This window comes from Deltaproteobacteria bacterium, from assembly GCA_016208165.1.
GTDB lineage: Bacteria > Desulfobacterota > Desulfarculia > JACQYL01 > JACQYL01 > JACQYL01.
This window is the reverse complement of sequence record JACQYL010000119.1, coordinates 50,852-64,175: the sequence shown is the minus strand read 5'-3', so window position 1 is coordinate 64,175 and position 13,324 is coordinate 50,852. Positions and strand designations below refer to the sequence as shown.

10 protein-coding genes are annotated in these 13,324 nt (G+C 55.4%); 2 read left to right on the top strand and 8 right to left on the bottom strand.

Annotation, left to right across the window (positions count from 1 at the left end):
• Positions 1–25 precede the first annotated feature (25 nt).
• Entirely contained in the window at positions 26–352 is a 327-nt protein-coding gene (locus tag HY788_21450; protein MBI4776710.1) for a hypothetical protein, read from the bottom strand.
• A 1,203-nt stretch (positions 353–1,555) separates the two neighbouring features.
• On the opposite strand from HY788_21450, the gene HY788_21445 reads away from it, so the two are divergent.
• The gene (locus HY788_21445; GenBank protein ID MBI4776709.1) at positions 1,556–3,106 is read left to right on the top strand and encodes a hypothetical protein; all 1,551 of its coding nucleotides are present in this window, start codon (positions 1,556–1,558) and stop codon (positions 3,104–3,106) included.
• Between the two features lie 313 nt (positions 3,107–3,419).
• Positions 3,420–5,414 carry a PAS domain S-box protein gene (locus HY788_21440; GenBank protein ID MBI4776708.1) on the top strand — a complete coding sequence of 665 codons (1,995 nt, stop codon included), beginning with the start codon at positions 3,420–3,422 and terminating at the stop codon, positions 5,412–5,414.
• Between the two features lie 209 nt (positions 5,415–5,623).
• Here the strand turns inward: HY788_21440 and HY788_21435 are convergent, their stop codons facing one another.
• The 7 genes from HY788_21435 to HY788_21405 all read right to left on the bottom strand — a co-directional run bounded on the left by HY788_21435 (position 5,624) and on the right by HY788_21405 (position 13,174).
• Positions 5,624–6,328 carry an ABC transporter ATP-binding protein gene (locus HY788_21435; protein MBI4776707.1) on the bottom strand — a complete coding sequence of 235 codons (705 nt, stop codon included), beginning with the start codon at positions 6,326–6,328 and terminating at the stop codon, positions 5,624–5,626.
• Entirely contained in the window at positions 6,321–7,082 is a 762-nt protein-coding gene (locus HY788_21430; GenBank protein MBI4776706.1) for an ABC transporter ATP-binding protein, read from the bottom strand. Before HY788_21430 ends, HY788_21435 begins: the two co-directional genes overlap by 8 nt.
• Positions 7,072–8,058: a branched-chain amino acid ABC transporter permease gene (locus HY788_21425; GenBank protein MBI4776705.1), complete on the bottom strand. Its 987-nt coding sequence runs from the start codon at positions 8,056–8,058 to the stop codon at positions 7,072–7,074. Before HY788_21425 ends, HY788_21430 begins: the two co-directional genes overlap by 11 nt.
• 10 nt (positions 8,059–8,068) lie before the next feature.
• The gene (locus HY788_21420) at positions 8,069–8,929 is read right to left on the bottom strand and encodes a branched-chain amino acid ABC transporter permease (protein MBI4776704.1); all 861 of its coding nucleotides are present in this window, start codon (positions 8,927–8,929) and stop codon (positions 8,069–8,071) included.
• A 356-nt stretch (positions 8,930–9,285) separates the two neighbouring features.
• The gene (locus HY788_21415) at positions 9,286–10,506 is read right to left on the bottom strand and encodes an ABC transporter substrate-binding protein (protein ID MBI4776703.1); all 1,221 of its coding nucleotides are present in this window, start codon (positions 10,504–10,506) and stop codon (positions 9,286–9,288) included.
• Positions 10,507–10,707: 201 nt separating this feature from the next.
• The gene (locus HY788_21410; protein ID MBI4776702.1) at positions 10,708–11,928 is read right to left on the bottom strand and encodes an ABC transporter substrate-binding protein; all 1,221 of its coding nucleotides are present in this window, start codon (positions 11,926–11,928) and stop codon (positions 10,708–10,710) included.
• 478 nt (positions 11,929–12,406) lie between these two features.
• Positions 12,407–13,174, bottom strand: coding sequence for an SDR family oxidoreductase (locus tag HY788_21405; protein MBI4776701.1), 768 nt, complete (start codon positions 13,172–13,174; stop codon positions 12,407–12,409).
• Positions 13,175–13,324 lie beyond the last annotated feature (150 nt).

The following is a 13,324-nucleotide window of genomic DNA, read 5'->3' as shown; positions in this document are numbered from 1 at the left end:
GGATCACCGAGGAATCGACTCGAACTTAGTCGGGCTTCTTTCTTCTCAACTTTTGAATGGCCTGTTGCCTGTTTTTCGAGGAGTCCATTTCATTGGTTTCTTCAATGTCGTAGCGTTCATATAGCTCAAACAGCTCGCCCACTCCAATGTAGGCAACGGTCTGAATGATTGTATTCTCGGCGGGCGACAGATACGCCGTCATACCGTCCACCAGCTTGGGCACGGTGATATCTTTGAGCTGTTTGAATCTGGAGATCTTGTCAGACAGATCGGGGTCTGCGAGGAGAATCTCCATGTTCTGCCCTTGGATCGCACTTTTGAGTTCTTTAATGGTCCTTACTTCCACGGCCATAGAGGGTACCTCTTCATTCCTGGAGGAGAAGCCCCGATACGGTTGGATTTTGCCCGTCATCAAAAAGACGGCGCGCCGGCCGCCCTTCGTGAGCCCTGATCTCCGTTGTAATAATGGGCTATGATGTAACAAACCCGCCGGGGATTTCAAGCACAAAAGTGGGCGATTTAGATCGTACATCGTATGACGGCATTGGTTGTAACCGGGTTGGCGGTTGGAAGTGGTCGCCTGAGGAACTCGTGGATAAGCCGGTTCAAATTGCGGAGGCGAAGCGATGAAACCGGTTCCGAAGTCGGAGCCTCCCTATCCGCCGGAGGCCGGATTCCGGCCACGACCTCGGATGGAGGAACGTAGCCCAAGCGCGTCGGCCGACACGTTGGGCTAAGCTCGGGTCCGGGAAAGCCGGGCGCAATGTCCGTTCTAACCCGGAGTACGGACGAAGCCTGGTTTGCCTGCCGGTATGGAGGAAAGAGCCATCGACGGATTGGGGGATAAGGATAATCCATTTGCAGCCGGCGTGTGATTTGGAACAGCCGGTACCTTGTATCAGGCATGGTTTCTGATATACTGACATAATTCAGCCCGCCGCCCTCGTAGTCGATTGCATCGGATCTCGTACTCGTGAGCTTGACGCCCATGATCCGGGTACCGATCATCGGCGAATTCATCATGTCCTGTTGAAGGAACTGCTTTATCGATCGGAATTCCGGAGGCTCGAAACGTCGCCGAGTGCTGAAATGCAGTCCGAGATCTTCGAGAATTCAATTGTAACCCGTTTCCGATCGATATTGAGCTTTGTAGTGCCGACGAGGGTAACCCATAACACCGACGCTTCCTTTCTTGGGATCGGCATACGGTCGGTTTGGAAAATCAAAAGGATCAGCTCGCTCCCATACCCACCGCGCGTCGTACGATCCATCGGGGCACCCGGAGCGTCATCGTAACCATTTTGGTTACCGCCGTGCTCAATAGCCATATTTGCCGGAATTCCGGCGATACGTGCAATAAATCCCCACCCGCTGTTTTGGACTTGAATAGAGTGGAAACAACCGGTTAAAATTGAATAGTTTGGAGAAAGGTTCCTGAGCGTTGGTTGTGCGGGGCCTTCAGTCCGAGTCCGATTCACGGGATCCGGACAGGGGATCCGTCCTCAGGGTCGTCCAAGCGTCTAAATCAAAAGGAAGGGGAATCGAGGAGGAAATTATGAAGAAGAGCAAAACAGCGTCCGTGTTACTGGCCTTTTTGGCTGTCTGCGCTCTGGCAGGTACAGGCTGGGCGCAATTTGACTACGGACTCGGCTCCGGCGCTTTCGGCTCGCCCGACCCCACCACGGGCTCCATGGTGATGGGCTGGTTCGACATCGACAAGAACGGCACGGACAACGTGCTGCCCGTCATCGTGAACATGTCCACAACGGATCTGGGATCGGCTTCGAGTAACTCCTATCGCGTGCATCTCATCATCTGGGACGTAAACAGCAACCACGTATGGGACAAGAACCTCCGGCTTTCGCCCTGGGACGTCTGGACCGACGCCAGCATCCGGGACATTATCGAAAATACCATCGGTGACGGAATGGCTTCCGCACAAAGAGCCCAGATCACGGAGAAGGTGACCCTTGACGGCGTCGAGGTCGAACGATATCGCGGCTACTGGACCGCCACCGTGGTCTTGGTTTCAGTGGGATCGGCCAAACCGTACGAACTGAATTATCCCCACGCGTACCTGAACGTGCTGGGCGGCTGGGTCTATGTGGTGGATCTGCTCGACGGCCGCACGGACGGCTACGCCATGGTGTCGGTGGAAAGCGCCCTGCTCAGGGCCGGCAGCATGGAACTGGCGTTCATGCTCTCCTTTTCCGCCGATTTCTGGAACCGTTCGTGGTGGTGGGCGGGTGTTGGCTATTTTCTCGGCCAGCTCACGGGCAACACCGTCGGTCCGTTTTCCTCCTTCCTCTGGAACTGCAGTTTGGACGAGTTCTTTTTCGAGGAGTTCGAGGTGGGATTCGTTTACGAACGATTTGACGCCACGTCTTGCGTGAATGTGTCGCTTTTGACCACGGGCAAGGCCGTGACCAGCGACGATACCTGGCTGGGCCGGAATCCTTCCTGCGACGAGTTGCCTTACGACGGCGGGGAAGCGTTCGTTGACGAGTATCGCGGAGGCATGATGCTGTTCGGACGATTCTTCCGCAATCCCTCGGGCGGCGCCATTTCCAATTTCAACAACCGCCTGGTCCTGTGGATGGACACCAACTCCACGGGCCGGAGCGTGGTCCTCGTGGTGTGCGACGAGGACGAAGGCTGTCATTCCTTCCCCCTGCTCGTACCGGACGAGTTGAACATCCACCGGTTGGATGAGGTGGTGGCCGATGTCCTGGCCGGCTTCATCTACTTCCATACCCGGCAGATCGAGAATCCGGGCGCCAAACAACGCATGATCGCCTACTGGAGAAGCGTAGCCGATGCGGTGTCGCCGGCGAATGCGGATCTGTACACCTGCGTTGGAAATACTATTCTGAATTTCCTTCCCATTAACGTAAGCTGCAGTGACGCAGGGCTTCAAAACACGACGCCGTTCGGCAACGCCTTGCAGATTCTGGGCTGGACCACCAACGAGGGTCTGGGAACGGCGGCCGAGAGTTGGGGAGCCATCTTCCCCATGATCCGAAAATGCATCCTCGGGGATCCGGCCACATTGGAAGTATTGGATGCCGTACCCGGCTTTATCATCATGGGGACTATAGCAGAATAATTCGCAAATAACCGCTTGGCGCATAAAGGCAAAAGAGAGCCTCCTTACAGGAGGCTCTCTTTTGGCTCGAGTTCCGGATCTTCCTTTTCGGAGTAACCCCGCAACTTGTGTTTGGCCGTATTTTTGATATACTTGGGTCCCGGCGACACCCCCTCCGATTTCCAGTTTTCCTCATCTCATTCCGGCGAGCTTGGGGCCACAAATGCGTCTGCCGGATTCTGAAGGACTCATCGGGTATGGCTGTACGGCGCCGGCTGACATCATATGCGAGTAATCGCAACTTGGAAGGATCGAAAAGGCTTAGATACACATCATGTCTGAAAAACCGACCTATGAAGAACTAGAACAAAAGGTTCAAACCTTAGAAAGGAAACTTGAAGATTCCAGGCAGGCCGAGAAATCGCTTGAGGAGGCTGAAAGCTATTATCGGGCCTTTTTCGAACACGGGACCGATGGTGTTGTGGTTCTGGACCCTGAAACCGCCCGGCCCGTCATTTTCAACGATCAGGTCTGTCGGCAGCTAGGTTATTCGCGAGAGGAGTTTGCCCATTTGCGATTGCCGGATATCGAAGCCTCTGAAACCGCCGAAGAAACACGGGCGCACATTCAGAAAGTACTTAAGCTTGGCTTGGATGATTTTGAAACCATTCAGCGTACCAAGCAAGGTGAACTCAGGCATGTTCATATATCGGCGCAGAGGATTGATATCTCCGGCCGTTCGGTTTACCACTGCATCTGGCGCGACATTACCGAACGCAAGCGCGCCGAGGAGGCGTTCAGGCAAAGTGAACAGAAGTACCGAACCCTGGTAGAGGAGAGTTTCGATGGTATCTTCGTTCAAAAAGGACCAAAGATCATATTTACAAATCAGCGCTTGAACGAAATGCTGGGTTATGAAGAAGGTGAGTTATTGGGCTTGGACCACTGGCTTCTATACCACCCTGACGACCAGGAACTGACTCGAGCGCGGGCGCAAGCACGTATGCGAGGTGAGAACATAATATCCCGTTATGAAGTGAAGCTTCAGCGCAAGGACGGATCATGGCTTTATGGGGAAGTCCGTGTCCGGGTTATCAATTTCGAAGGAGAACTCGGCCTTCAAGTCTGGGTAAGGGATATCACCGAACGGAAGCGGGCCGAGGAGGAGAGGGCTCGGCTGGAGGCTCAGCTTCGCCAGGCGCAGAAGATGGAAGCCCTCGGCACGTTGGCCGGAGGTATCGCTCATGACTTCAACAACATTCTGGCGGCCATGATGGGTTACACCGAGCTTGCCCTTTATGATATCCCAGAAGGGCTGCCGGCAAAAAGACAGTTGGAACAGGTTCTCAAATCGGGACTTCGGGCCAAGAATTTGGTTCAACAGATATTGAGATTCAGCAGACGAACCGATCCGGAAAGAAAGACCATTCAGTTAGCCCCTGTCATGGTAGAAACAATCAAGCTTCTTCGATCGACACTACCAGCTACGATCGAGATCGTGCAGGAGATGGAATCGGGACCGCACATCGTGTCGGCCGATCCAACCCAAGTCCACCAAATGCTTATGAACTTGGGCGCGAACGCTGCCCATGCCATGGGAGAAAAGGGAGGAGTCCTCAAAGTCCGCCTTGAACGGGTCGAACTGGGTATCGGGACGGCATCCGGGGTTGCTGAATTGGCTCCAGGGGTGTACGCCGAACTGACCGTCTCGGACACCGGAGAAGGCATGGATAAAGATACCCTCGAAAGAGTATTCGAACCGTTTTTCACCACCAAAGACACGGGCCAGGGCACGGGCATGGGGCTTTCGGTGGTGCACGGCATCGTGAAAGCGCATGGGGGGGCCATAACGGTTGACAGCGAGCCGGGCAAAGGTTCCGAGTTTCGCGTCTACCTGCCTTTGTTGAAAACCGGGGTGGAAGAGGACGTTCCGGGTGATGCAGGCCCCCTTCCTTCGGGCACGGAGCACATCCTCTTTGTTGACGACGAAACGGTTCTTACGGACATCGGGAGGACGATGCTGGAACGCCTCGGCTACCAAGTCACCGCCCGGAGCTCGAGTATAGAAGCATTGGAGATTTTCAAGGCGAAACCCGATCGTTTTCACCTTGTAATCACCGACCGCACCATGCCCAACATGACGGGGATAGAACTGGCGGAAGAGATACTTAGCATCCGACCGGACATCCCGATCATCATCTGCACGGGATTCAGCACGCCGCTATCGAATCAAAGGGCCGAGGGTGTCGGAGTCAAGCGCGTCCTGATGAAACCCCTGGAGATTCGTGAGGTGGCGGTAGCCGTAAGGGAGGCGCTGGAGAAAAGATAGATCCAAATCGCCACCTATTGTGTGCTTCGCATCCAAATAAAATGGCTAAGGGGTCAAATCCGCTCTTGACTCTTATGCAACCCTGCTTTGAAGATGATGAAGATAATATAATTCAATTATAACCCCTACCATCGGTTTCTGATTCTCCCACCGGCATTTCCCGAGAAGGGATTTGATCCATGAAACGTAACGATCATCCGGAGGCCGATTCACCCCCCCAAATACGCCTCTTTGACCACTTCGCTGGTCTTGAACTCGTTGATGGGGCCCTGGAGGACGATGCGGCCCACGCGCAGAGCGTACCCTGTGTCGGCCACCTGGAGAGCCAGGGGAATGTTCTGCTCGACCAGCAAAACACCAACGCCTCTTTGATGGATGGTCCTGATGACCGGAACCAGGGAGGCGACAATGAGGGGGGCCAGGCCCAGAGACGGCTCGTCCAACATGAGCAGTTTCGGTTTAGCCATCAGGCCGCGGGCAATGGCCAGCATCTGTTGTTCGCCCCCGCTCAGGGTCCCCGCCTTTTGAGCATTTCTCGTTTCCAGAATGGGGAAGTACCTGAATACTTCCTCCATGTCCTTCCTGATGCCGTCCCGGTCCTTTCGCGTGCTGGCGCCGAGCTCGATATTGCTCCGGACCGTGAGAAAAGGGAACAACTTGCGGCCTTCGGGAACGTGAACGAGACCCAATTTTACGGTGGCGGGCGTTTTCAAGCCGGCTATGCTTCTGTCCCGGAAGGATATGGCTCCGGAGGTCAAAGGGGTCATCCCGGACACAGCCTTCAGGATGGTGCTCTTACCCGCGCCGTTGGCGCCGATAATACTCACCACGGCTCCTTCGGCCACTTCGAGAGAAACCCGGTCCAATGCCAAGGCTTTGCCGTAGTGGACCGTCAGATCGTGAACACTAAGCAGCATGTCCACCCCCGAAGTAGGCCTGGATCACTTCCTTGTTCTCCCTCACTTCAGCCATCGAGCCTTCGGCGATTTTTCTCCCGAAGTTGATCACAATGATGCGATCGCAAAGATCCATGATCTGCATGTTATGCTCGACCAGCAGAATACTGACCCCCTGCTCCTGCATTTTCCGGATGGACGTCCTCGCGAAGTTGATTTCCTCCGGATTCATCCCGCCTATAGGTTCGTCCAATAGCAGTAACTTGGGACGAATGGCCAGGGCCCTGGCAATGCCGAGCATCTTCTGGTGGCCGTGGGGCAGATTTCTGCCGAGATCGTGTTTCACGGAACCGAGTCCCAGCAGGTCCAAAATCTCCAAAGACCGGTCGAGGATATGCGCTTCGTTGCGGCGATACGTGGGCGTATTGAAAAAGGCGTGCCACAGACGCAACTTTGGGTTCAGATGAAACGATGCGATCACGTTCTGGAGTACGGTAAAGTCCCGAAAAACAGGCGCAAGTTGAAAGGCGCGGCCGATTCCGAGTTTGGCGTTCAGGTGCGGTTTCTTGCCTGTGATATTCTTCCCGTCGAACCATATGGTCCCGCTCGTGGGTCGCAGAAATCCGGTAATCAGATTGAACACCGTGCTCTTGCCGGCGCCGTTGGGTCCGATCAAACCCACCGTTTCGCCGTGGTCCACGTGCAGATCCAACATGGAAACAGCGGCCAACCCGCCAAAATGCCGGGTCAGACCTTTGACTTCAAGGAGCATCCGGAAACGCCTTTCTCTCGCGGATTTTTTTGACTGAGGATGCGATCTGCGAGGGCAGACCCACCAAGCCCAGGGGCATCACAAAAATCACGAGAATCATGATACCGGCAAAAATGAAAGGGACGAACCCTTTCAACGCGCGGAAAAGCTCCGGAATGATGATGAGCACGGCCGTTCCGACGATGGGTCCCGCGAAATGTCCGATGCCGCCCACCAATACATATACCAGGAAATTGACGCTCGCCAGAAAGTTGAAAGCGCTGTGTGACAGGACGGCCGAGTAGTAGGCAAAGCCCGCGCCGGCCACACCCACAAACAAACACCCTATGGCCAGGGCAAAAATCCGGTACCCCGACTCGTTGATGCCCACACTGGACGCCACCATATGGGACTGGGCGATGCTCTTGAGAGTCATGCCGATGCGGCAGAATTCGAGCCGATGAAGAACGACCAGACTAAAAACGGTGAGCCCGGTAAAGAAGTAGTAATTCGCGACCTTGGACCCGGAAAACAGGGGAGGGATACCGATGAGGCCGGAATATCCGCCCGTGTACTTTTCGAGGACCTGGTTAACGGCCAGAATCCCGATGCCGAAAAACAGGCTGACCATGGAGAAGTAGATCGCCCGCAGTCGGGCCAACGGATAGCCGATCAAAATGGCCACCCCCATGGTCACCAGCGCTCCGGCGGGAATCGTGATCCAGGGCCCCAATCCGAGATGCTTGGCCAATATACCGGCCGTATAGGCTCCGATGCTCATAAAGGCGGCGTGGGCGAGGGAGAGTTGACCCGACACGGCGATGAATCGAAGGCTGGCGGCGGCTATGATGTTGATGAGCGTCAGGTTGAAAATATGAATCAGGTAACGTGACTTGATGAACAACGGCGCCGCCAGGACGATAATCAACAGGCCGGCGTACAAAGCGATCGTGATCCGTCTGTCGCTCCCGGCGGGAGAAACGGTGTTCCGCGTCATAATGCCTCGTTTACGATACCTCGCGGCCGAACAAGCCCTGAGGCCTCAGCAGCAGGAGAACGATGATAATGGCAAGACCGACCGTTTGAGTAACCGCGCCGCTTGTGAACAAGGGCAATACGGCATCTATGGCGCCTACGATGAGCCCTCCGGCCAAAACGCCGACGATGCTCCCTATCCCTCCCAGGATGACCAGCTGAATGGCTTTGACCAGCATGTAGTCCCCCATGAAAGGACTCAACTCGAACACGGCGCCCATCAAACTCCCGGCCACTGCAGCCAGGCCGCAACCCATGGCGCAGGCCAGGGCGGATATCCGGTGGATCTCGATTCCCTGCAGGGCGGCTCCTTCAGGTTCTTGAGAAACGGCCAGCATCTGCTGACCCGTCTTTGTTTTGTGTATAAACGCGATCAGAGCCGCCAGCAGAAGAATTCCTATGATGAAGGTGATCAGCCTTTCGGCGCTCAGTGAAATGGCTCCGACCCTCAAAATCCCCGGAACAAAGGCCGGCAACGACCTTACATGAACGCCGACCAGAATGTTCACCGTGGTTTCGAGGACGAGAACAATGGCTATGGACATCACAATGGTTCGATTCATGTCCCCAAAGAACGGCCGGAAACAGAACTTCTCGAGGAGCAATCCGAATGCGCTCATGATGATGACGGAAATGAGCAAGGACAGCCATTGATTGAGACCGAACTCAGCGGCAAATTGATAGCATATGTAGCCCCCCACCATGTATATGGCGCCGTGGGCGAAATTGAGAGCGCCCATGATGCTGAGAAGCAGCGCGAAACCCAACGCCACCAGGATATACATGGAAGAGAGTACAAGCGCCCCTATGATGGCATTTACAGCGGTTTCCATCGGTTGAGCTCTGCTGAGGGATTTTTTTTGAATTTAACTGAGGAAGACTTTAAAAAGCCCGCCTCCGGCGGGACTCAGACTCCCTAAGCATGCCGCACCGCCTTCGCGGAGCGGCGCCCCCCACCTGAAAAGTTTTGAAAAAGGGTACGGGGGAACCCCGCCCGCGGCGGGGTTTCAAAAGTTTTCCCCCGTGTGATCAGACTTACCAGCCCGTTGAAAAGGCCGGGTTGTTACAGGCCGTTGAAAAACGATGAGATGCAAGGCGCGCAAATCCCGAGGAACAAGGCGTACATAGAGTACGTCGGCGTGACGAGGGATGAAGCGCAACGCCGCAGATCGCGTTTTTGAACCGCCTGTTACGGCGTAACCACATCGACCCACTTGACCTGGGTCACCTTCCCCTCGTCCAGAACCTGAATGGCGACGGGATGACATACGGTGTGCTTGAATCCGTAGGTCTTTTCTCCGCACATACGCCCGGGTCCGTAAACGGTGTCAATGGTATCCATGGTTTCCCATTTGGTCTTCACCACTTTGGGGTCGATGCTGTCGGCGGCTTCGATGGCCTGTGCGAGATGATAAAGCAGGTTGAATCCCCAATAGTGGTAGTAGAAAGCGTTGCCGTATTTCTTAACGAACCGGTCTCCGAGTTCTTTGATCATGGGCGGGTTGCCCGGGTCGTCATAAATAATGCCGTTGGTAATGAAATTGGTGGACGCCGCCTCGCCGGCAACCATTTTGACATCCGGGGCGGGATTGTGGAAGGAAACGATGGGTTTGGTGTAGCCGGCTTCACGAGCCGCCTTGAGGATGGAGCCCAGAGGTCCGGGCCACCCGTTGGTCATATGTATGGCGTCCGGATCGCGGGCGGTGGCCTTCGCCGCTATGGGCGTAAAGTCCACCGTGTCGTGCGTCCAGCCGATGACCTCACCCTTTACGGTGAGACCGCGCTCCTCGGCCAATTGTTTGACCACCTTGCCGAGATAGGGTATGGAGCCGTCATCCGGAATGATGAACACGACCGATTTCACCTCCGGGTGGGACTCGACCAGATAGGTCAGAGAGGCGATGGCCCCTTCCACGCTGGCATCCTGGCCCAGGAAGGTATAGGGCGTTTTGGGGCCGTATTCGGAAGGCATGGCGCAATTGTAGGCCAGGACACGCAGCACTTCGGCCGGCTCGGTCACCGTGCCGCCTGCTTCCACCATGTACGGCACCACGGTTCCAAGAATGAACTTCACCTTGTCGTCAAAGACCAGTTTGGTGGCCGCCGCCACGGTTCCCGTAGCGGTGCTTTTGGTGTCTTCGACCACGAGTTTGACCATGTACTTCTGGTTGTCGACCGTTATTCCACCTTTCTCGTTGACCCAGTCCTGCGCCACCTCCGCACCTTGGGCAATCAGGGTTTCCGCCGCGGAACCAAAGCCCGTCAACGCGGCAAGCACTCCGATCTCGAGGGTTTTGTCTTCGGCTGCGAAGGCGGGTGATGTGGTAAGGGACATCGAAAACGGTATGGCTCCCAATCCTAAGATCAGAAGAAAACTACCCAGCGTCGCTAACACATTCCTTGCTTTCATTCGAAGCCTCCTTAACTGAACGTTCGCGTCGGTCAAAGCAGATCCCAAAGCCCAAACGGTAATACCTAAACACCTGTTCGTGACGGACCCTGCAGGAGGATTGCAGCCGCACCGCCGCTCGATCCTTCGGTGCAACATGGGGAAACACCTCCTCGATCCCGGCATGACACAGATCGTGCACGATAAGTTCTTTGGACCGGTCTAAGGAGTGTACACATCCACCCATTTAACTTGAGTCACCTGACCGTCCTCGAGCACCTGGATGGCCACGGGGTGGCATACCGTATGCTTGATCCCGTACGTCTTTTCTCCGCACATGCGTCCGGTTCCGTACACCGTTTCGATGGTGTCCATCTCCTCCCATTGGGTTTTCACGACCTTCGGATCCAGACTCTGAGCTTTCTCGATGGCTTGCACCAGATGGTACAGTATGTTGACTCCGCAGAAGTGGTAGTAGAAGGCGTTCCCATATTTCTTCACAAACCGGGCTCCGAGCTCCTTGATCATGGGGGGGTTGCCTTCCGCGTCCCAGATAATGCCGTTCGTGATGAAATTCGTGGACGCTGCCTTTCCGGCGACCATCGTGACATCCGGGGCGGGGTTGTTGAAAGCCACGATGGGTTTGGTATATCCGGCCTCGCGAGCGGCCTTGAGAATGGAGCCCAAGGGTCCGGGCCACCCGTTGGTCATGTGTATGGCGTCCGCATCACGGGCGATGGCCTTTGCCGCTATAGGCGTAAAGTCCACCGTATCGTGGGTCCATCCGATGATACCCTTTACGGTAAGATCGCGTTCTTCAGCCAGCTTTTTGACCGTTTCGCCGAGAAAAGGGATGGAGCCGTCATCCGGAATGATGAACACGACCGATTTCACTTCCGGGTGCGACTCGACGAGATAGGACAGGGAGGCAATGGCGCCTTCCACGCTGGCGTTTTCTCCCACGAATGTGTAAGGGGTTTTGGGACCGTATTCGGAAGGCATGGCGCAATTGTAAGCAAGGACGCGTAAAACCTCGGCCGGTTCGGTCACCGTGCCTCCCGCTTCCACCATGTACGGCACCACCAGACCGACAATGAACTTCACCTTGTCGTCGTATACTAGCTTGGTGGCTGCCGCCACGGTCCCCGTGGCCGTACTCTTAGTGTCTTCGATGACCAGCTTGATCAGATACTTCTGGTTATTTACCGCTATTCCGCCCTGTTCGTTAAGCCAGTCCTTTGCCACCTCGGTTCCCTGCACGATCAGGGTTTCCGCCGCGGATCCGAAGCCGGTCAGAGCGCCAAGCACACCAATCTCGAGTGTTTTGGGTTCATCGCCCATTGCCGCGGGTGACGCTACAAGCGACATCGAAAACAGCGCCACTCCCAACATCGGGACCAGGAGAAAGCGTTGCAGCACCCTTAACAGGTTTGTTGCTTTCATTCGAGACCTCCCCAAGTAAGAGTCAGCATAGGTCGGAGCACCATCCAAGTCTTCTTAGTCTTCCCGATCACCTCCTTTGTTCGTTGGGATTCCTGTCTCAAGCAAAGAACCATCACCGACAAACCGGCAACGTTATCCGTCGTTACCCGAAATCCGCGGCAACTCCTTCGAAGCAAGTTCCGCATTCCTGCCTGCCGATATTTGAAAAATTCAAGGACATTCAAGGCGTAAATCGTTCCGGCACAGGCCAAAACAGTGTCAAACCGTGGTAAACCCGCCTGAACCGTTTTCTACCGGCTATTTTGAAAATACCGCTCGGATCGGATCCTTGCAAGCGAATTTTCGACGGGGGCCGAACCTGCCCCGGTACATTCCGGGTCGGTTCTATCGGGCGGTAAATCCGATTCCTGGGACCGCCTCCTAACCCGGAACCGTCACATAGCCTGATTTGCCGGTTTGCAGGGCGGCGCGAATCAGGCTAAGCGGCGGACGTTCCACCGTCCACCATGTAGACCCCTCCCGTGCAATAACGGCTTTCATCACTGGCGAGAAACAACATCAGGTAGGCCACATCTTCCGGAGTTCCGTAATGTCCAAGAGGCATCATTTGTTGAAACAATCCCTTGGCCTCGGACGGCGTTTCCGGCATGAGGCCCTTTTCCAGAGAACGCATCATGCGCGTTTCGATGGGCGCCGGGTTCACCGTATTCACTCGGATACCCGCCTCGGCGCATTCCATGGCCGCGGCGCGCATGATGCCGACGCAGGCGTGTTTGCTGGCGATGTAGGCTGAAACGAGCGGGGATCCCTTAATACCTGCAATCGACGAAGTAATGATAATACTGCCGCCGCCGGCCTTCATCATTACCGGTATCATATATTTCATCCCCAGCCAGACTCCGCGCACGTTGACAGCCATCACCCGATCGAAGACTTCCACCGGATATTCAGGGATCGGTTTCACTACGCCCTCTATGCCGGCGTTGTTTACGAACACGTCGACGCGACCATGGCGATCGAGAGCGCTTTGGATATACTGTTGAACTTGTATTGGATCCGTTACGTCCGCGAGGACAAGGCTGGCGGTATGGTTTCCGATGGTTCGAGCCGCGGCGTTCAAGGCGTCTCCATTGACGTCCACCAGCACGACCTTGCCGCCTTCTTTGGCAAAGAGCTGAGCGGCGGCCAGTCCTATGTCACCCGCAGCGCCGGTGATGACGGCTACTTTCTCGCTGAGCCTTCCCATAGTTCCCTCCCGGTATGATGGTGCGGTTATAACGTTCTTCGGAACAGACGAACAAGAGCACCCCATCCTTTCCGTAAGGACTGAGGTTGATTGAGGAATCTCGAAGGGGCGGTTAAACGGGTCGCCGTCACCCGTGTGTTCACGTGTGTC

Bases quoted from the DNA above. Each gene is read 5' to 3' on its own strand.
- HY788_21420 (MBI4776704.1), bottom strand. From the start codon at position 8,929: ATGGAAACCGCTGTAAATGCCATCATAGGGGCGCTTGTACTCTCTTCC.
- HY788_21450 (MBI4776710.1), bottom strand. From the start codon at position 352: ATGGCCGTGGAAGTAAGGACCATTAAAGAACTCAAAAGTGCGATCCAA.
- HY788_21415 (MBI4776703.1), bottom strand. From the start codon at position 10,506: ATGAAAGCAAGGAATGTGTTAGCGACGCTGGGTAGTTTTCTTCTGATC.
- HY788_21440 (MBI4776708.1), top strand. From the start codon at position 3,420: ATGTCTGAAAAACCGACCTATGAAGAACTAGAACAAAAGGTTCAAACC.
- HY788_21405 (MBI4776701.1), bottom strand. From the start codon at position 13,174: ATGGGAAGGCTCAGCGAGAAAGTAGCCGTCATCACCGGCGCTGCGGGT.
- HY788_21445 (MBI4776709.1), top strand. From the start codon at position 1,556: ATGAAGAAGAGCAAAACAGCGTCCGTGTTACTGGCCTTTTTGGCTGTC.
- HY788_21425 (MBI4776705.1), bottom strand. From the start codon at position 8,058: ATGACGCGGAACACCGTTTCTCCCGCCGGGAGCGACAGACGGATCACG.
- HY788_21410 (MBI4776702.1), bottom strand. From the start codon at position 11,928: ATGAAAGCAACAAACCTGTTAAGGGTGCTGCAACGCTTTCTCCTGGTC.
- HY788_21430 (MBI4776706.1), bottom strand. From the start codon at position 7,082: ATGCTCCTTGAAGTCAAAGGTCTGACCCGGCATTTTGGCGGGTTGGCC.